The organism is Flavobacterium sp. FG19 (assembly GCF_057809475.1).
In genome coordinates this window covers 68819-87885 of record NZ_JBMDKA010000015.1, presented here as the reverse complement: position 1 = coordinate 87885, position 19067 = coordinate 68819, and the positions used below count along the sequence as shown (strand labels likewise).

The following is a 19067-nucleotide window of genomic DNA, read 5'->3' as shown; positions in this document are numbered from 1 at the left end:
AGGTTCTAAGATGCTAAGGGACTAAGATTCTAAGTTTTTTAGCATCGGGTTAATTTCATTATTTTAATTTTTTACAAAAGTCTAAGCTGCTAAGAAAAACCTTAGTCCCTTAGCAGCTCAGAACCTGAGTCCCTCTTAGTTCAATTTCTGTAATAATTTGCCGGCTACCAGTTTAGACGATGCCGGGTTTTGACCGGTAATTAAAAGTCCGTCTTCAACTGCGTAAGGAGCCCAGTTTGGTCCTTTAGAAAAAATACCTCCGTTTGAAGCTAATGCATCTTCCAGTAAAAACGGAACCACTTTAGTCAAACCAACCGCTTCTTCTTCGGCATTGGTAAATCCGGTTACTTTTTTACCTTTTACTAAATATTCCCCTTTTACTTTTACGTTTTTTAAAACGGCAGGAGCGTGGCAGACAAAAGCTACAGGTTTATTATGCGTATAAAAAGATTCAATTAAAGCGATGGAATTCCTGTCCTGTACCAAATCCCAAAGCGGACCGTGGCCTCCCGGGTAAAAAACAGCATCATAATCTTTTTGATTAACAGTTGATAGCTTCAGGGTGTGCTTTAATTTTTCCTGTAAAACTTTATCAGCATCAAAACGTTTGGTGTCTTCAGTTGCCGAAGCCGGATCAGCACTTTTTGGGTCAATTGGCGGCTGTCCTCCCAGCGGTGATGCAATTGAAATTTCGACACCCTGATCTAATAATTCGTAGTAAGGAGCAGCAAATTCTTCAGACCAGAATCCTGTTTTTTCTCCCGTATTGCCCAGCTTATCGTTGCTGGTAACAACAAATAATACTTTTTTCATTCCTTTTTTATTTGATTTTTGAGCTATGGCCGATGTGCCGACAGCGGTAAATGCAATTATTGCGAGTAATGCGATTTTCTTCATAAGATTAAATTTTTAACAAATTTACGTCGAATGTGATATCAGTAAAAATAAAATAAACTATGTTTGTTATAAACAAATTTATATCATGGTGAATCTAGAATGGTACCGAACCTTTAAGGCGGTGTACAAAAACGGCAATTTTTCAGTAGCCGCAAAAGAATTGTTTATGAGCCAGCCTGCAGTAAGTCAGCAGATTTCTATGCTCGAAGCCCATGTGGGAAATAAACTTTTTAACCGGAAATCGAAAGGAGTAGAACCCACCGAATATGCTAAGTTACTGAATAATTTGATTATAGATGCACTAGACAGACTGGAAAGTGTTGAAACCGGTTTCAGGGCCAAAGCCGAAGATGCTAACCGCTTAATTTCGGTTGGAATTTCGAAGCATCTTTTTGACTGCGTAGGAAATCTTCTAATCGCTAAATTTGATTTAATCGATTTTACCTTTGCCGAAAATGATGAACTTTTTGCACTTGTTGATGCTAAAAAGCTGGATTTCGCTATTACCACTAAGCGATTTGATACATTTGATACCACCTATGAAATTGTCGGGAAAATAAAACTCATTTTAGTCGCTCCGACCAGTCTGGATATAACAGAATTCCGTCAGAGATTAAAGGCAGATAATTTTACCGAAATAGAACAATGGCTCAATGCCCAGAAATGGTACAGCCATGATGCGAGAATTCCGCATATCAAATTATTCTGGCTGCATGCTTTCAATAAAAAAAGACCTTCGATGGTGCCTAATTATATTATTCCTTCAGAATCTGAAATGCTTCGCCTTTTAGCCAAAAACGAAGGAGTAGCCGCAACCTGGAATTGTAATGCCAGAAACTATATCAAAGAAAATAAGCTGCAGTTATTATGGAACAGTTTTCACGTACCGGAAGAATTTGTCTATTTATTGGCACCAAAAAACAATAATGTTAAATCGATTTTTGATGTAATTGAGAAGGAATTGAAACTGTTTTTTGGTAACAGACTGTAAATTTTTGGAATTATATAGGTGTTGAAAATCAGTTGTTTGTTTTCTTTTGTTTTCTAAAAAGTGTAATTTTAGTAAACTAATTCCTAAAACTTATACATTATGAAAAAGGCGATAACTGTTTTAAGTCTTATGACAGCATTTTTTTTGAGTAGTTCCTGTAGCAAGAGTGATGATGAAGCTGTATTGGATTGTTTTGGCGATTCAGTTTTGACAGAATTGAAGCATTCAGCAGACGGGACTAATTCTAAAATAATTAATTATTCTGTTCAATACAGCGGAAGCAATACAGTAACTTCTGTAAAGTGGACTTTTGGAGACGGAAAAACAGAGACCATCAATAGTGCAACTGGAGCTGTATCACATACTTATAGTGCTTCCGGTACTTTTGAGGTAAAGGCAGATGTAACCCTTTCCAAATCGGGAGGCACTTGTACAGTAAGTCCGAAGAAAAACGTGACAGTGAATTAAAACTAAAAGATTTTATAAAAAGAGAGCCAATTTTATAATGTATTGCCAAAGCATTAGATTATAAAATTGGCTCTCATTCGTTATATTTGTTTGATACGATTTTTGATTATGGAAAATTTACAAAATATTAGAATTGCAGTTGATGCGATTGTTTTTGGATATCAAAACAGTCAGCTGTATGTGCTTTTAATCCAGCAGAAGTTTGGTTCTGCCAATTCTTATTGGGCTTTACCCGGAGGATTAGTAAAAAATGAAGAATCTTTAAAAGACGCTGTAAAGAGAGAATTGAAAGAAGAAACCAATGTAGATGTCGATTATTTTGAACAGTTGTTTACGTTTGGAGATGACGTGACAAGGGATCCGAGAAATCGTGTTGTTTCTGTAGCTTATTTTGCTTTGGTAGATCCTTCAAAATTAGAGATTAAAGCTGATACTGATGCCGAGAGAGTGCAATGGTTTAAAATTGATGAAATACCGTCTTTGGCATTCGATCATAATATAATTCTTCAAAAAGCGATATCCAGACTTAAAGCCAAACTTACTTACGAACCAATTGGTTTTGATTTACTGCCGGAAGAATTCCTTTTTTCAGATTTGGAAAATCTGTATTGCACCATTTTGGAAAAAGAAATCGACCGCAGAAACTTCAGAAAAAAAATACTCAGTTACGGAATTTTAGAGGAGACCGAAAAATTTTCACCCGTAAAAACTGGTCGTCCGGCAAAACTTTTTAGGTTTAATAAATTGAAATACAATGAATTGATCGAAAAAGGTTTTCACTTCGAAATAAAGTTTGCGTAATTTTTACACAAAATAAATTGTTTATTTAAAAATTAATTCTACATTTGCGTATAATTAACGCAAACTGCAACACTATGATACTAAATCTCGACCCAAAATTCGCTCCGATTCAAAATCAGGAAGAAATCAAATTTCAAAGTTTTACATTTTCTGGCGGAGAACCGCACATTAAAATCAATCCCGATTTTGATGTTAATCAGAAAGTAACGATTACACACCGATTGAATTCATTCAACGATTTAGGCTTGTTGTGTATCACAGTAGATGCGTTACGCAGAATGGACGTTAAGATTATCGATCTTTTTATTCCGTACTTCCCGGCTGCGAGACAGGACCGTGTTATGATTCCGGGCGAACCGTTATCTGTAAAAGTGTATGCAGACATTATCAATGCCATGCAGTTGAATAAAGTGTTTGTTTTTGATGCACACTCAGAAGTAACTCCGGCTTTGTTGAATAATAGTACTGTAATTCCGAACTATACTTTTATCAAAGAGGTTTTAAATAAAATCGGTCAAAACGTAAAATTGATTTCTCCGGACGGAGGTGCTTTGAAGAAAATCTATAAAGTTTCTGAATATTTAGGTGGTGTTGAGGTAGTAGAATGCAGTAAAAGCCGCGATGTAAAAACAGGAAAACTGTCTGGATTTAAAGTGTACGAAGAGGATTTACAGGGAATGGATTGCTTAATTGTAGATGATATCTGCGACGGCGGCGGAACCTTTGTTGGTTTGGCCGAAGAATTGAAAAAGAAAAATGGAGGGAAACTGTACTTAGCCGTAAGCCACGGAATTTTCAATAAAGGTTTCGAAGTTTTAAATTGCTTTGACGGCATTTTTACAACGAACTCTTTTAAAGACTTTGACGGTGAAACGGTTGAGGTTGTAAAATTAAAATTATGAATAAAAATTATAGAGTAGTAATAGCCAATAAAACCTTAGAAATCATAAAAAATGGTTTCTATGAATACAAAGGAAAAAAGATTGACATAAAAAACGAACTCGAAGAGTCAATAAAAAATACGTTCACCATTGCACCAAACGATTGGGATGCAATTTTAAAGTTGCCAGTTGAAAATAAGTTTGAAACTGAAATTGTTACCAAAATCTGTTCGACAATTGAGGCCATTGTGGAAGAGAAAAACGGCAGAATCGGTGTTTTGAATTTTGCTTCTGCAAAGAATCCTGGTGGTGGATTTTTAGGCGGTGCTTCGGCTCAGGAAGAGAGTCTGGCGAGATCTTCCAGTCTTTATGAAACACAGATCAAAGACAAAACGATGTATGATTTTAACAGAAATCAGTCTTCGTTTTTATATTCAGATTACATGATTTACAGTCCGAATGTTCTGTTTTGGAATGATGATAATGGAGATTATTTTGAAAAACCATTCGCTGTAGATGTCATTACCGCACCAGCACCAAATAAAGGAGCGATGATACAGCACAATAGAAAAGAAGAAATGGCAGCGACAGAAGAGGTTTTCAAAAAAAGAATGAATAAAGTATTAGCCATCGCTGCAAAGCAAAAATGTGACACCCTAATTTTAGGAGCTTGGGGATGCGGTGTTTTCAGAAATGAAGCCAAAGACGTAGCGCATTTGTTCAAAGAAATTATGGATGAAAAATATTCAGGCGCTTTTAAAAAGATCGTTTTTGCCATTTACTCCGACAAAAATGCAAATTTCGAGCAGTTTGAAGCTGTTTTTAATTAGTTAGAAAGTTTCAGGTTTTAGGTTTCAAGTTGCTTTTTAGGAATGTGAAACTTTAAACATGGAACATGAAACAAAAAAATACTATTAACCGTTTCCGGTTTAAAACCCAAATTTTAAGTTCAGTGCACAACTTGAAACTTGAAACAAAAAAAAACTGAAACAAAAACTACCAAAGTTATTATGAGTGATGATTTAAAACCAAGATTCATTGAGTCTTTAAAAAGAAACAATGATCAGATTAGAGAAGACAGAGCCAAAGTAATTGGTGAGGATTCAGAATTAATATACAGACGAAGAGTCGAAGACATCGAATTAAAAATAAAAAGACTCGAAAGAGAACAAGAGGGATTAATCGATATTAGTCCGCTGGATAAAAACAGTTTAACCTTTGCCGATTTTCAGCCAGAAGCTTTTGTACAAAAAGATATGGAGCTTTCGCTGACCATCAGAAATTTGAATATCCAGTTTGAAGTAACAAAAAAGAGATTTGAGTATTTATTTGGTAAAACATTTTAGTCATGGGAGGTACAAGATATGATTTCGGAGCTCGTGAAGACAGAGCAAAAAAAGTAGGTTATGCAAGCAAATCTGCTAGTGAGATTTTTACACAGAATGTATTAAGAATGGCGCATGAATCTATGAATCCAAATGGAGTGATTTTTAGAGAAGCAAGAGATTCTGAGGTTCATCCAAACACAGTTCCAATTATTTTAGGACTGGACGTAACAGGAAGTATGGGACATATTCCGCACGAACTGATTAAAGAAGGACTTCCAAAATTAATGGGAGGAATTATTCAGGGAGGCGTTCCAGATCCGGCACTTTTATTCTTAGGAATCGGAGATCACGAATGCGATAGATATCCTTTGCAAGTAGGACAATTTGAATCTGGAGATGAGGAATTGGATATGTGGTTAACGAGAACTTATATTGAAGGTGGAGGCGGAGGAAATGCAGGAGAAAGCTATCTTTTAGCGTGGTATTTCGCAGCCTTTCATACCAAAACTGATGCTTTCGAAAAAAGAGGACAAAAAGGATTGTTGTTTACAGTTGGTGATGAACCAGGATTAAAAACGCTTCCGGCATCGGCAATCAAAGAAATTATGGGTCAGGGACAACAGACTTATACGCATCTTGAATTATTAGCAGAAGCGCAGAAAAGATATGATGTATATCACATTAGTGTACTGCATTCAGGACAAGCGATTAACGCCGATGTGGAATGGAAAGAATTGTTGGGACAAAATTGTTTGTCTATCGAAGATCACAGGGAAATTCCAAATGTTATCAAGAAAATCATCTGTGGTAAACATAAAAATTCAGGTTCAGATTTAGGAACAACACCAGTTTCTGGTTCAAGTGATAGCAGTTTAGATAATATAGAAATGCTTTAGAATTTTTAAAACACATAGAAACATAGATTTCTTTTTGAATTCGAAAGATTAAAGAAAGAAACTAGTTTCTAAAACATAGCTGCTATGTGAATTGATGCAAGTGAAACGCCTTTTTTAAGTTTCGAAAGCCTATGATTCTATGTGTTTAAAACAATAAAGACACTAATCTTTAGAAACTTTGTGATTTAGCGGCTTTGCGAGATTAGAATATTAAGATTTTTGATCTCAGCAAAGAGAAATTTGCTCGCAAAGGTGCAGAGTCGCAAAGATTTTTTACGCAGCTTTAAAACGATTTAAGCAGATAAACGTAGCTTTTTTATTTCTAAAATCTTAGAAGAAATCTTTTTGCATCTGCATAAAAAAAATCTTTTTAATCCTAGTAATCTGTGGCTTCAAAAAGAAAATCCTTTGCGACTTCGCGATTTTGCGAGATTAAAATAAAGAACAACAAAATGAAAACAGCACAAATAGTTATAGGTTTAGGATTTGGTGATGAAGGAAAGGGAATAACAACAGATTTTCTGGCAAAACAAAATCCTGAATCTATAGTTATTCGGTTTTCGGGAGGACAGCAGGCAGCGCACACCGTTATGATTGGCGATCAAAAACACGTTCATTCCAGCTTTGCGAGCGGCGCTTTACGCGGACTTCCGTCTTATTACAGTGAACACTGTACAATTCATCCGGTTTTTTTGTACAACGAAAGAGAAGAATTAAAAGAAAAAGGAGCTAATCTGGATTTATATATTCATCCTTTAGCAAAAGTTACTACTCCGTTTGATGTTTGGCACAACAGAGGAAACACGAGAAACATTGACCACGGAACCTGTGGAAAAGGGATTGGTGCAACCATGAAAAGAAACGAAGGGCCGTATAAATTGTTTGCCATCGATTTGATTGCGCCTCGTGAAATGCTTTTAGAGAAGCTAAATCAGATTGCTTATTATTATGGTTTTTTGAATGAAAGTGAAATCGATGAAGAAGTTCAGGCGTATCTCGATGCAATTGATAACCTAAAATGGAATATTGTCGATTATACTTTCCTTTCAAAATATGATAATCTGATTTTTGAAGGCAGTCAGGGGATTCTTTTGGATATGGATCACGGTGTTTTCCCGAATGTTACCTATGCCAATACGACTTCAAAAAATGCAGTTGAAATCTGTAATAAACTGAAGATTGAAGATATCGAAGTATATTACGCAACCAGAAGTTACACCACAAGACACGGTAACGGCTGGATGCCGAATGAAAGAGAAATACAATTAAAAAACAACGAAGAAGAAACCTGTGTTTTCAACGAATATCAAAAACAGCTCCGGTTTGGGGATCTGGATTACGATTTGTTGAATTACGCTTTAAAACTAGATGCTGCTTACAGTCCAATGGCAAAACGAAATTTGGTGGTGACGTGCATGGATCAGTTAGAAAAGGAATACGAATTTGAAAAGTTAACGACAGATTTTAATACTATTTACGGATCATTTTCACCTGATTCAAAGGATTTTAAAAACATAATACCGATTGTATATTCAATATAGACCAATTGCATTGTTCTATTTTCATATTACATCGGCATTATGCTAGAAGATTTTAATAAAAACAAATTAGGTTATCATAACTTCTTTATATCAATAAACAGAAAAAATGAAATACACTATAGAAAACACAGCTCCGGAAAGTAAGTTTTTATTTTTCTGGGGACACCAGCCAAGTAAAGACGGAACGATTACCAAAACCTGTTTCAGCCAATGGTGGTTAAGTTCGTTTAAAGTGAATGATGTTGTTTATAAAACAGCTGAACACTGGATGATGGCCAAAAAAGCTGAATTATTTAACGATCAGGAAATTTTAGAAAAAATCATAAAATGCAGTTCTCCGGCAGAAGCCAAGAAACTAGGTCGTAAAGTGAGAAATTACGATGACAAAACCTGGTTAGAAAACCGATTTGAAATTGTTAAAGAAGGAAACTACCATAAATTCAGTCAGAATCCTGATTTGAAAACCTTTTTGTTAAACACTAATGACAGGGTTATTGTAGAAGCAAGTCCTGTTGATCCCATCTGGGGAATTGGAATGGCCGGTGATCATAAAGATGCTCTAAATCCTGAAAAATGGAAAGGATTGAATTTGTTAGGTTTTGCTTTGATGGAAGTTAGGGATGAATTGAAATAAAGGATTATGGAAACAACAAGATTGTACCGTCCGGTTGGATTGAAAGAAATGGAGCTGATTGCTGAATCGGGTTATAAAATGTTTCCTCCAAGACTGGACTGGCAGCCAATTTTTTATCCTGTAACGAATCAGCAGTATGCAGAGCAGATTGCACTGGAATGGAATACAGTTGATGAATTCTCCGGTTTTATTGGAATTATTACCGCTTTTGAAGTGCAAAAATCTTTTTTAGAGAAGTATGAAATTCAAAACGTAGGCGATAAAACGCATAATGAACTCTGGATTCCGTCAGAAGAATTGATCAGTTTTAATTCTAATATTGTGGGAGAAATTGAACTGGTAAACGTTTATTTTACAAATCGTTCTATTGAAAGCGCCAATACAGAATTGATGATTCGGTTAAACAAATTCAGAAAATGATACTTGAACTTCTAAAAACAGATATAACAGAAATTAAGGCTGATGCGATTGTAAATGCGGCGAATACCTCTTTATTGGGGGGAGGCGGAGTTGATGGAGCTATTCACAGAAAAGGAGGAAAAGCAATTTTGGAGGAATGTGTCCAAATTCGGAATAAACAGGGTGGATGCAAAACGGGAGAAGCCGTTATAACAACAGCCGGAAATTTACCATCAAAATATGTTATTCATACCGTAGGCCCGGTCTGGAATGGTGATAAAGAAGAAAAGATGAAATTGTTAGCGGACTGCTACAAAAACAGTCTGAATCTTGCCGTTCAAAATGGAATTAAAACGATTGCTTTTCCAAATATCAGCACCGGAATCTATCATTTTCCAAAAGATAAAGCGGCAGAAATCGCCGTACAAACAGTAAAGGAATTTGATAAATCAGCCGAAATAGAAAAGGTAATCTTTGTCTGTTTTGATGATGAAAATTACCAAATTTATAATGACATCTTGTAATTGTTCCGTAGGAACATTTCGTTGGTAGTAGTAGTAGTAGAAAAAAATATCGATTGGTTGTTACGTTCCGTAGGGACGTTTGAATAAAAATGATTTTAAAAAAAATGAAAGACATTCAATATACAAAAGGAGATGCAACATCGCCTCAGGTATCAGGAAACAAAATAATCGTCCATGTTTGCAATGACATTGGTGGATGGGGAAAAGGATTTGTGATGGCCATTTCAAAAAGATGGAAAGAGCCTGAAAAACAATATCGCGAATGGTTTAAAACGAAAAATAATTTTGAATTAGGCCAAGTGCAGTTTGTTCAGGTTGAAGAAGATTTATGGGTAGTGAATTTAATCGGTCAGCATAAGATCAATAAAGACGAAAACGGCGGAGCTCCAATTCGATATAACGCTATTGAAGAGGGATTAAAAACGGTTTCTGATTTTGCAAAAACAAATAATTCATCTATTCATATGCCCAAAATTGGATGCGGATTAGCAGGCGGAAAATGGGAAATGATCGAACCTGTTATTCTTAAAACGCTGTCTGAGAAAGATATTGAGGTGGTGGTTTATGATTTTTAAACCATCATGAATTAATTAAAAAACAAACACAATCAGGGTATTGTGTATTTATAAAATGAAAATAGAATTAAAAAAATATAACGAGCAATTACAAGAATGGCCTAAATCAGGACATCATATAATGGCTCAGTACGATGATGAAAAAATAATAGTATATCAGTCGTACCGAAAAGAAATAGGGGAGTTTGCCGCAAAGAATCAGTTTTTTGGCGGAGCGTTCAGCCTTGACAGAATGACCTGGATTAAACCTAATTTCCTCTGGATGATGTACAGAAACGGCTGGGGAACCAAAGAAGATCAGGAAGTAGTGCTGGCCATTCATTTAAAAAGAAAAGCATTTGAGAAGTATCTGCAAAATGCCGTGTATTCTTCTTATAACGAAGATTTGAAAATAAGTTACGAAGAATGGCAGCTGCAGGTTAAATCCTCTTCCGTACGACTGCAATGGGACCCGGATCATGATCCTTATGGAAATAAACTGGAACGAAGAGCCATACAAATTGGTTTGCGAAATGAATTTACAAGATCTTTTGCCAAAGATGACATTTTGTTAATCGAAGATATTTCGGGCTTTGTAAAAGAACAATATGAATTTGTTCAGAAAAGAGAATTAGAAAATTTATTGATTCCGGCTGAGAGACCTTTTGTTTTTCAGGATGAAGAACTGAATAAAAAACTTAAAATTTCTGGAAATCATGAATGAAAAAACAGCAAAAAGCGTCAGCAAATTTTTGAGCCTGGTGCTTAGACATTCGCCTGATATTATCGGATTGCAATTAGACGAAAACGGCTGGGCAGATGTTGAAGAATTAATTATAAAATGCAATAAAAAAGGAAGCTACAATAAGATGACAGCTGAACTTTTAGATTATGTGGTAGAAAATAACGATAAAAAACGTTTTGCTTATAACGAAGATAAAACCAAAATCAGGGCAAGTCAGGGACATTCCATTTCAGTTGAATTAGATTTAGCCGAAACAGAGCCTTCAGAATATTTGTACCACGGAACGGTTGGAAAGTTTATGGAAAGCATCAGAAATGAAGGTTTGAAAAAAATGAGCCGTCAGCATGTACATCTTTCCAAAGACAAAGAAACCGCGACAAAAGTAGGAAGCAGAAGAGGAGTTCCGCAAATCCTCACAGTCAGAAGCGGTGAAATGCACAGAGATGGATTTAAATTTTATTTATCCGAAAACAATGTCTGGCTGACAGATGAAGTTCCGGCAAAATATATAGAATTTAAATGAGTACAAGAAATTTTGTGAGAGATGTTCTGCTGGGTGTTGCTGTTGGCGATGCGGTGGGAGTACCTTATGAATTTCTTTCAAGAGCCCAGCTAAAAAACGCTCCGGCTGCAGATATGACCGGATACGGCACACACAGTCAGCCGGCCGGTACCTGGTCTGATGACAGTTCCTTAACTTTTTGTCTTGCAGAAACTTTAGCTGAAGGATATGATCTGCAAAAACTGGCCGATCGTTTTGTAAATTGGAAAGAACAAAGTTACTGGACACCTCACGGTGAAGTTTTTGATATTGGAATTGCAACCTCGATCGCCATTCATGAACTGCATTGCGGAAAAGATCCTTTATTAGCAGGAGGCCACACGGAAGAAAGCAACGGAAATGGTTCGTTAATGCGCATTCTGCCCTTGCTTTTTTATACTAAGGATCTGCCAATAAAGCAGCGATTTCAATATGTAAAAGAAGTTTCATCACTTACGCATCGTCATATTCGTTCGGTAATGGCCTGCTTTATCTATCTGGAGTATGCATTGGAGTTGTACAATGGAAAAAGTAAAGAAGAAGCTTTAAAAGAAATGCAGGACAGGGTGAAACCGTTTTTTGAAAATGAGGATATCCCGCAGGAAGAGATCGATCGTTTTCACCGGATACTTTCTATTAAAGTTGGAGATTATGATATTCAGCCTCTACAGTCTCTTTCAGAGTCCGAAATATTTTCGTCGGGTTATGTATTAAATACACTGGAAGCCGCAATTTGGTGTATTCTTCGGACGAACAATTATAAAGAGGCTGTATTGAAAGCAGTTAACCTCGGAAGTGATACCGATACTACTGCGGCAGTGGCAGGCGGACTTGCCGGACTCATATACGGGGCGGAAACAATTCCGAAAGAATGGCTTGTTAAACTCGCAAAACGACACGAGATTGAAGACTTAGCCGAACGGCTTTTTAGTAAGTTATAAATTCTAAAAAAAAGAATAATGATTTTAGAAGCAGCAATAGGAGACGCATACGGTGCCGGTTTTGAATTCAGGGATCTGGATTTTATTTCGCAGCACAATGACCTCACTCAATATCATAAACACGGAATGTACACCGAGATTTATAAAAGATATACTGATGATACACAGATGGCAATTGCAATTTCAGAATTGCTTTTGGAAGAGGATAACTGGAATGAAGTTAAAGCAGCCGACAAGTTTGTTGAGGTATTTCACAGAGATAAAAGAAGAGGTTATTCAGACAGGGTTTACAATGCCTTGGATGCCAGTAAAAATGGTTCCGATTTTCTCAGAATAATTGATAACGGAAGCAGCGGAAATGGTTCTGCTATGCGGGCTTATTCAATCGGGTATTTAAGAGATATTAGACAAATTTTAGAGTTTTGCGAGATTCAGGCCAGGACTTCTCATGATACAGCAGAAGGAATAAGTTGTGCCAAACGTATTGCATTAGCGGTTCATTATTTTAAATATAATCTGGGAGACGGATCGACTCTGATTTCTTTTTTGAATGAAACTTTAAAAGAGAATGAAAACTACAGGATTACATCTCCAATCGATATGCACGGATATCCGACTACACAAGCTGTAATTAAAATGGTTTCGGAAGCCGTTTCTATGAAAGATTGTTTAAAAACCGGAATAGGCTATGGCGGCGATACCGATACCGTTGCTGCATTGTGCATGGCTATTTTAAGTCAGAAACAAAATTGTGAGAAGACATTACCGTCGTTTCTGTATGAAGAGCTGGAGAACGATACATTCGGAAAAGATTTTCTAATTCAGCTTGATACGGCACTCAACAACAAGTTTCGTTAATCATACAAAGAATTTTTTAGTAATCATAAATGTAGTTGTTATGCTGAATATTATTAATGAAGGATTGGAAATTTATACGATTGATAATTTTCTCACCGTAGAGGAATGTAATCAACTTATAAAACAAAGTGAACAAACAGGCTTTGAAGAAGCAGAAGTAAATGTTGACGGCGCACAAAAAATGATGAAAATGGTACGGAATAACGAACGTATCATGTATGAGGATCCTGAATATGCTTCTTTACTGTGGCAGAAATTAGAACCTTTTATCAAACCTGAAATAGAAAACAGTATCGCTTCAGGATTAAACGAAATGTTTCGGTTTTACAAGTACAATCCTGGCCAGCGCTTTAAAATGCATAAGGACGGAAGTTTTAAACGCAATGAATCAGAAGCTAGTTATTATACCTTTCTCATTTATCTGAATGAAGGATATGAAGGAGGTGAAACCAAATTTGCTTCGGGCGAAATTATAAATCCCAAAACAGGAACCGCCCTTATTTTTGAACATAGCCAGCGTCATGAAGGAGCCGCTTTGATTTCGGGAATCAAGTATGTTTTAAGAAGTGATGTGATGTATAAGTTTAAAGAAAGTATATAATTGATGAAACGAACCTTAGTTTTTGGAGATATTCACGGCGGATTAAAAGCGCTGATTCAGTTACTGGAAAGAATCGATTATACAGAAAAGGATCGGTTTGTTTTCCTGGGAGATTATGTAGACGGCTGGAGTGAATCCAAACAAGTAATTGATTTTCTTATTGAATTATCTCAAAAACAGGAATGTATTTTTATAAAAGGAAATCATGATGCCTGGTGTGAGGAATGGCTGGAAGAAAATATAGTAAATGATATTTGGTTTTTGCATGGAGGAAAGTCAACCATAGAAAGTTATATCGATATTGATTCTTCTAAAAAACAAACACATCGTGATTTTTTCAATTCGATGAAAGATTACTTTGTAGATGAAAATAATAATCTGTTCATTCACGCTGGTTTTTCATCGATGCACGGACCGGAAAAAGAACATTACAAAACCAACTATTCCTGGGACAGAACGTTGTGGGAAATGGCCCTGACAATGGATAAAAGAATTCAGAAGGATTCACTTTCATACCCAAAACGATTACTGCTTTTTAATGAAATTTATATCGGTCATACGCCAACATTACATTATGATGTCGGAATCCCGATGCAGGGCTGTAATGTCTGGAACATTGATACCGGAGCCGGTTTTTATGGAAAATTAAGCTGTTTAGATGTTGAAACGAAGCAATTTTGGCAAAGTGATGCTGTGCAAATGTTTTATCCAAATGAAAAAGGAAGAAATAAGTAAATTATACGTTGAGTTACTCAACGAAATTTTTGCCACAGATTACACGAATTAACACCGATTAAAACTAATAGAAGCAGATTAAAAAAATCCTTATAATCTTTTTAATCTGTGGCTCTAAAAAAATAGTCCACTAAACGGGCAGTCAGATGAAGTATTATGAAAAGAATTTTTAGATCACCCGAAGAAATACCTTTGCAGACTGATGCTAAAACCATTTTTTTAGCCGGTTCTATAGAAATGGATAAAGCGGTTAACTGGCAGTTATATTGTGAAGAACTGCTGCAGAACCAGTACATTCTTTTCAATCCCAGAAGAAAGGAATGGGATAGCAGCTGGTCGCAAACCATAGAAAATCCTAATTTTAAAGAGCAGGTCAGCTGGGAACTCAATGCATTAGAAAAATCAGATATCATTATTATGTACTTTGCTGCTAATACAATGTCGCCCATTTCTTTGCTTGAGTTCGGCCTTTATGCGCAATCTAAAAAGATGAAAGTGGTTGTTGAAGAAGATTTTTGGCGTAAAGGAAATATTGATATTGTCTGTGAAAGATATGGCGTTGAACAGTTTAAAACTTTAGAGGATTTAATAGAAGATCTGCTAGGCTAAAAGAAAAAGAAGAAACAATGAAAAATACGATAAGAGCTGGTTTACTGGGTTTAGCGGTTGGGGATGCGTTAGGCGTTCCGGTTGAATTTGAATCGAGAGCTTATTTAAAACGGAATCCGGTTGTTGATATGCTTGGTTTCGGAACCCATCATCAGCCGGCCGGAACCTGGAGTGATGATAGTTCACTTGCTTTTTGTCTCGCCGAGAGTTTATGTACCGACTACGACTTAGAGGATATAGCCAGAAATTTTGTGAAATGGTACAGTGGTAATTTATGGACACCATACGGAAAAGTTTTCGACATTGGAATTGCCACCCGGCATGCCATTTTCAATATAGCAAAAGGGTATCAGCCTGATTTGTGCGGCGGTTTTGATGAAGGAGATAATGGAAATGGTTCGTTAATGCGTATTCTGCCTTTGGTTTTTTATCTTCGTAATGAGAAAGACACTAAAACAGTTTATCAAAAAGTTAAAGAAGTTTCCTCAATTACACACGCACATTTTCGTTCAGTATTCGCCTGTTTTATTTATGTTGTGTTTTGTTTGGAGATTCTAAAAGATAAAGATAAATTCGAAGCTTATAAAAACATGCAGCAAACCGTTTCTGAGTTTGTAAAACATAAAAGTTTTAGTCCTTTCGAAATTGGTTTGTTTGACCGGATTTTGAAAAATGATATTTCAAAGTATCCGGAAGAAAATATTCATTCTTCTGGTTACGTATTAGACAGTCTTCAGGCAGCTTTATGGTGTTTTTTAAATTCAGGCTCTTTTGAAGAAACGGTTTTAAAAGCAATAAATTTAGGAGAGGATACGGATACAACCGGAGCTATTGCGGGAGGGCTCGCAGGAATTTATTACGGAATTGAGAATATCCCGGAAAAATGGATTGACAATTTAGCGAGATCCAATGATATAAAAGATTTAGCAGACCGGTTGTCAAAGAAATTAGAATAAAGTATGACTGAGAAGCGTAATAAAGAAGCTGATTGGAACCCTGTAATAAAAATACTGGGTACAATTCAAACTAAAATTACTCCGGAAACCGATTTGTTATGGACCAGTTATAACTCTGTAGAAGAATTAAGAGCAGAAATAGATAGAATTGATAATTTGCTGCACGATAAAAACAAAACGGGACTGGAGCTTTTATACTATTTATTTGCACCAACCGGAACATTACAGGAAATTGCCATGCAGAATGACTGGATTCAGGAATATTTGAATTTGTCTTCAGAATTTGATACTTTGTACGAATATTTAAAATAACACTATACCACATATGAACCCACTATTATTAACCGATGGTTACAAAGTTGACCACAGAAGACAATACCCGGACGGAACCACCTTAGTATATTCTAACTGGACACCGAGAAAATCAAGAATTGAAGAAGTTGACGAAGTGATCTTTTTTGGATTACAGTATTTCATCAAAAAATATATCATTCACGATTTTGAAGAATATTTCTTTAAAAAATCAAAAGAAGAAGTGGTGAAAAAATACGCCCGAAGAATTAATAATTATTTAGGCGAAAATCTGGTTGGTACCAAACATATCGAAGATTTACATGACTTAGGATATATTCCGATGGTTTTTAAAGCATTGCCGGAAGGAGCAAGTGTTCCGTTAAGAGTGCCAATGTTTACGATGTACAACACCATTCCGGAGTTTTTCTGGCTTACCAATTATTTTGAGACTTTGCTTTCAGCTGTAATCTGGCTGCCTTGTAACTCAGCAACCATTGCAAAAGAATACAGAAAAGTATTGGATAAATATGCTGCAGAAACTTCTTCTGTTCCGGAATTTGTAGATTGGCAGGCACACGATTTTTCTATGAGAGGAATGGGCGGAATCGAAGCTTCTTTAACTTCTGCTGCCGGACACTTATTAAGCTTTACGGGATCAGATACCATTCCGGCTATCGATTTCTTAGAAGAATATTACAAAGCCAATTCAGATCAGGAATTAGTGGCCGGTTCTGTTGCCGCTACTGAGCATTCTGTAATGTGTATGGGAACAACAGAAGGGGAGTATGAAACTTTCAAAAGATTAATTACAGAAGTGTATCCAAAAGGAATCGTTTCTATCGTTTCGGATACCTGGGATTTATGGAAAGTTTTAACCGATTATCTTCCAGGATTAAAAGATGCTATTGTGTCAAGAGAGGGAAAAGTGGTAATTCGTCCTGACAGCGGTGACCCGATTCTGATTATCTGCGGAAATCCTGATGGAAAAACAGAACAGGAGAAAAAAGGAGTTATCGAATTACTTTGGGATGTTTTTGGAGGAACTACAAACGATAAAGGATTCAAAGAACTGGTTCCGCAGATTGGTGCTATTTACGGAGACAGTATTACTGTAGCAAGAGCCACTCAAATCTGCGAAAGATTAAAAGAAAAAGGATTTGCTTCTACCAATGTGGTTTTAGGAATCGGATCTTTCACGTATCAGTATAACACCAGAGATACTTTCGGTTTTGCGATGAAAGCGACTTACGGAGAAGTAAACGGAGAGGGAAGAGCGATCTTCAAAGACCCAATTACAGACGACGGAACTAAAAAATCAGCCAAGGGATTAATGAAAATTGAATTGATTGAGGGAAAGTACCACTTAAGTGATAATGTTTCCTGGGAAGAAGAAAAACAAGGCGAATTGAAAGAAGTTTTCAGAGATGGAAAACTTTTAGTTGATCAATCGCTGAGTGAAATCAGAAACAGAGTAAAAAGTGAAGTAAGTATCGAAGCTTAATTATAAAAACGAAAGCCTGAATGTAAGTTCAGGCTTTTTTAATTGCAGTATTTTGCTTTAAATTCTTTGACTTCTTTTGATTTAAGTCCAATAAGATGGATTCCCTCATGACATTCCATTCTTTTTTCTTTAATCAATTTTCCAATGAATAATTCGAAGAGGATAAATGATCTATATTCTTTATTGATGAAATTAAGGTATTCTCTTTTATAAGGAAGTTTTTCTGTTGTGATAATATGGACTAAAGCATTTTGTAATTGATCAAGATGTCGTTCTGATATTAATTGAAAGTTTTTTTCAATTTTAGCTTCATTATAAGTAAATGAGATTAAATTCCCAACACCGTTTCCATACATTGGGCCATATCTGTAATTCTCTGTTTTTTCTCCAGAAAAGGAGTTTCCGTAAATAACCACATTTTCTAAATCTGAGTATTTGTACTCTGTACCATTTATGTATAAAGAATTTTCATCAAGTGAAATTTTTCCATCAAAATGTCCGTTAAGATTTTCAAATTCTGTTAACCTGATAAAGATTCCTGCAAGATGAGCCAGTAAAGGAATTACAATAGGGTAATAAAAATATTCAGATATTCTGTACCCGAAAAAACGTTCAATTAATAATAATATAAAACCATACAATGTAACTGCTCCAATTGATAGATACGATAATTTTTCGGAACGGGTCAGATCGAAGAATTTCGGTTTTTCAGGAATAAAAATGGAAGCGGAGAAAAGCATCTACTTCTTATAAAAATTATTATGATCAATATATTCCCAAACTTTCGGCGGCAATAAAGGCTGAATATTTTTACCTTCTTTGATGTTATTTCTAATAAAAGTTGAAGAAATCTCTACAATCGGTGCATCGATAACATGAATTTTTGGATGCGATTTTAATTTCACATTTTCAGGTTCGTCCGAGATTCTTGGGTACACGTAAATATCATGATTTTCCAAAATGACTTCATAATTTCTCCATTTATGAAGCGTTTTCAGGTTGTCTTCGCCCATAATTAAAGAAAACTCATGATTTGGATATTTCTCTTTTAAATGCTCCAGAGTAATTACAGTATAACTCGGCTGAGGTAATTTAAACTCAATATCCGATGGTTTTATCTTCGGATAATCTTCGGTTGCCAGAAAAACCATTTGAAGGCGCTGCTGATCGTCTAATAAAGTCGCCTTTTTCTTTAACGGATTATGCGGCGTAACGACCATCCAAATCTGATCCAGACCAGCATATTCTGCCATATGATTGGCAATGATCAAATGACCAACATGAATGGGGTTATATGTTCCGAAATAAAGGCCTATTTTCATTTTTTAAAGTTTCACAGAGAGTCGCTAAGATAGCACAAAGATTCGCAAAG

The 19067-nt window shown here is 35.9% G+C and carries 25 protein-coding genes; 22 read left to right on the top strand and 3 right to left on the bottom strand.

All coding sequences use genetic code 11. The annotated features are described in order from the left end of the window. Positions 1–135 precede the first annotated feature (135 nt). The gene (locus ACODST_RS15945) at positions 136–897 is read right to left on the bottom strand and encodes a type 1 glutamine amidotransferase domain-containing protein (RefSeq protein WP_488933094.1); all 762 of its coding nucleotides are present in this window, start codon (positions 895–897) and stop codon (positions 136–138) included. Positions 898–982: 85 nt separating this feature from the next. Between ACODST_RS15945 and ACODST_RS15940 the strand changes: the two genes are divergently transcribed. The 22 genes from ACODST_RS15940 to ACODST_RS15835 all read left to right on the top strand — a co-directional run bounded on the left by ACODST_RS15940 (position 983) and on the right by ACODST_RS15835 (position 17695). Beyond that, complete coding sequence (locus tag ACODST_RS15940; RefSeq protein ID WP_488933093.1) at positions 983–1888, top strand: LysR family transcriptional regulator; 906 nt, start codon at positions 983–985, stop codon at positions 1886–1888. Positions 1889–1987: 99 nt separating this feature from the next. Then, positions 1988–2356: a PKD domain-containing protein gene (locus ACODST_RS15935; RefSeq protein WP_488933092.1), complete on the top strand. Its 369-nt coding sequence runs from the start codon at positions 1988–1990 to the stop codon at positions 2354–2356. A 108-nt stretch (positions 2357–2464) separates the two neighbouring features. Beyond that, positions 2465–3157: an NUDIX hydrolase gene (locus tag ACODST_RS15930; protein ID WP_488933091.1), complete on the top strand. Its 693-nt coding sequence runs from the start codon at positions 2465–2467 to the stop codon at positions 3155–3157. Between the two features lie 74 nt (positions 3158–3231). Then, positions 3232–4059: a ribose-phosphate diphosphokinase gene (gene prs, locus ACODST_RS15925; RefSeq protein ID WP_488933090.1), complete on the top strand. Its 828-nt coding sequence runs from the start codon at positions 3232–3234 to the stop codon at positions 4057–4059. Next, a complete protein-coding gene (locus ACODST_RS15920) occupies positions 4056–4868 on the top strand; it encodes a TIGR02452 family protein (protein WP_488933089.1) in 813 nt (270 codons plus the stop codon). Before prs ends, ACODST_RS15920 begins: the two co-directional genes overlap by 4 nt. Before the next feature lie 180 nt (positions 4869–5048). Beyond that, the gene (locus ACODST_RS15915; RefSeq protein WP_163395432.1) at positions 5049–5384 is read left to right on the top strand and encodes a hypothetical protein; all 336 of its coding nucleotides are present in this window, start codon (positions 5049–5051) and stop codon (positions 5382–5384) included. A 2-nt stretch (positions 5385–5386) separates the two neighbouring features. Next, positions 5387–6262 (top strand): hypothetical protein, encoded by an 876-nt coding sequence (locus ACODST_RS15910; protein WP_488933088.1) that lies wholly within the window; start codon positions 5387–5389, stop codon positions 6260–6262. Between the two features lie 452 nt (positions 6263–6714). Next, a complete protein-coding gene (locus tag ACODST_RS15905) occupies positions 6715–7803 on the top strand; it encodes an adenylosuccinate synthetase (protein WP_488933087.1) in 1089 nt (362 codons plus the stop codon). Between the two features lie 106 nt (positions 7804–7909). After that, positions 7910–8437 carry a riboflavin biosynthesis intermediates N-glycosidase gene (ybiA, locus tag ACODST_RS15900; protein WP_488933086.1) on the top strand — a complete coding sequence of 176 codons (528 nt, stop codon included), beginning with the start codon at positions 7910–7912 and terminating at the stop codon, positions 8435–8437. Between the two features lie 6 nt (positions 8438–8443). Continuing rightward, on the top strand, positions 8444–8857 hold the full coding sequence (locus ACODST_RS15895; RefSeq protein WP_488933085.1) for an ADP-ribosylation/crystallin J1: 414 nt from the start codon (positions 8444–8446) through the stop codon (positions 8855–8857). Next, positions 8854–9360 carry an O-acetyl-ADP-ribose deacetylase gene (locus tag ACODST_RS15890; protein WP_488933084.1) on the top strand — a complete coding sequence of 169 codons (507 nt, stop codon included), beginning with the start codon at positions 8854–8856 and terminating at the stop codon, positions 9358–9360. Before ACODST_RS15895 ends, ACODST_RS15890 begins: the two co-directional genes overlap by 4 nt. A 104-nt stretch (positions 9361–9464) precedes the next feature. Beyond that, a complete protein-coding gene (locus tag ACODST_RS15885; protein WP_488933083.1) occupies positions 9465–9935 on the top strand; it encodes a macro domain-containing protein in 471 nt (156 codons plus the stop codon). Between the two features lie 55 nt (positions 9936–9990). Next, positions 9991–10638 (top strand): DUF4291 domain-containing protein, encoded by a 648-nt coding sequence (locus ACODST_RS15880; RefSeq protein WP_488933082.1) that lies wholly within the window; start codon positions 9991–9993, stop codon positions 10636–10638. Next, complete coding sequence (locus tag ACODST_RS15875) at positions 10631–11182, top strand: RNA 2'-phosphotransferase (RefSeq protein WP_488933081.1); 552 nt, start codon at positions 10631–10633, stop codon at positions 11180–11182. The genes ACODST_RS15880 and ACODST_RS15875 overlap by 8 nt, the downstream gene beginning before the upstream one ends. Further along, entirely contained in the window at positions 11179–12141 is a 963-nt protein-coding gene (locus ACODST_RS15870) for an ADP-ribosylglycohydrolase family protein (protein WP_488933080.1), read from the top strand. Before ACODST_RS15875 ends, ACODST_RS15870 begins: the two co-directional genes overlap by 4 nt. An 18-nt stretch (positions 12142–12159) precedes the next feature. Then, positions 12160–12999 carry an ADP-ribosylglycohydrolase family protein gene (locus ACODST_RS15865; protein WP_488933079.1) on the top strand — a complete coding sequence of 280 codons (840 nt, stop codon included), beginning with the start codon at positions 12160–12162 and terminating at the stop codon, positions 12997–12999. 40 nt (positions 13000–13039) lie between these two features. Further along, positions 13040–13600, top strand: coding sequence for a 2OG-Fe(II) oxygenase (locus ACODST_RS15860; protein WP_488933078.1), 561 nt, complete (start codon positions 13040–13042; stop codon positions 13598–13600). Positions 13601–13603: 3 nt separating this feature from the next. Next, positions 13604–14335 carry a metallophosphoesterase family protein gene (locus ACODST_RS15855; RefSeq protein ID WP_488933077.1) on the top strand — a complete coding sequence of 244 codons (732 nt, stop codon included), beginning with the start codon at positions 13604–13606 and terminating at the stop codon, positions 14333–14335. A gap of 156 nt (positions 14336–14491) precedes the next feature. Beyond that, on the top strand, positions 14492–14944 hold the full coding sequence (locus ACODST_RS15850; RefSeq protein ID WP_488933076.1) for a nucleoside 2-deoxyribosyltransferase domain-containing protein: 453 nt from the start codon (positions 14492–14494) through the stop codon (positions 14942–14944). Positions 14945–14961: 17 nt separating this feature from the next. Further along, positions 14962–15900, top strand: coding sequence for an ADP-ribosylglycohydrolase family protein (locus tag ACODST_RS15845; protein ID WP_488933075.1), 939 nt, complete (start codon positions 14962–14964; stop codon positions 15898–15900). A gap of 3 nt (positions 15901–15903) precedes the next feature. Next, on the top strand, positions 15904–16212 hold the full coding sequence (locus ACODST_RS15840; RefSeq protein WP_488933074.1) for a hypothetical protein: 309 nt from the start codon (positions 15904–15906) through the stop codon (positions 16210–16212). A gap of 13 nt (positions 16213–16225) precedes the next feature. Then, positions 16226–17695, top strand: a complete 1470-nt coding sequence (locus ACODST_RS15835; protein ID WP_488933073.1) for a nicotinate phosphoribosyltransferase — start codon at positions 16226–16228, stop codon at positions 17693–17695. 38 nt (positions 17696–17733) lie between these two features. Here ACODST_RS15835 and ACODST_RS15830 read toward each other — a convergent pair whose 3' ends face one another. Beyond that, positions 17734–18435 carry a hypothetical protein gene (locus tag ACODST_RS15830; protein WP_488933072.1) on the bottom strand — a complete coding sequence of 234 codons (702 nt, stop codon included), beginning with the start codon at positions 18433–18435 and terminating at the stop codon, positions 17734–17736. Further along, positions 18436–19017: a nicotinate (nicotinamide) nucleotide adenylyltransferase gene (gene nadD, locus ACODST_RS15825; RefSeq protein ID WP_488933071.1), complete on the bottom strand. Its 582-nt coding sequence runs from the start codon at positions 19015–19017 to the stop codon at positions 18436–18438. It abuts the gene before it with no gap. Between the last annotated feature and the right edge of the window lie 50 nt (positions 19018–19067).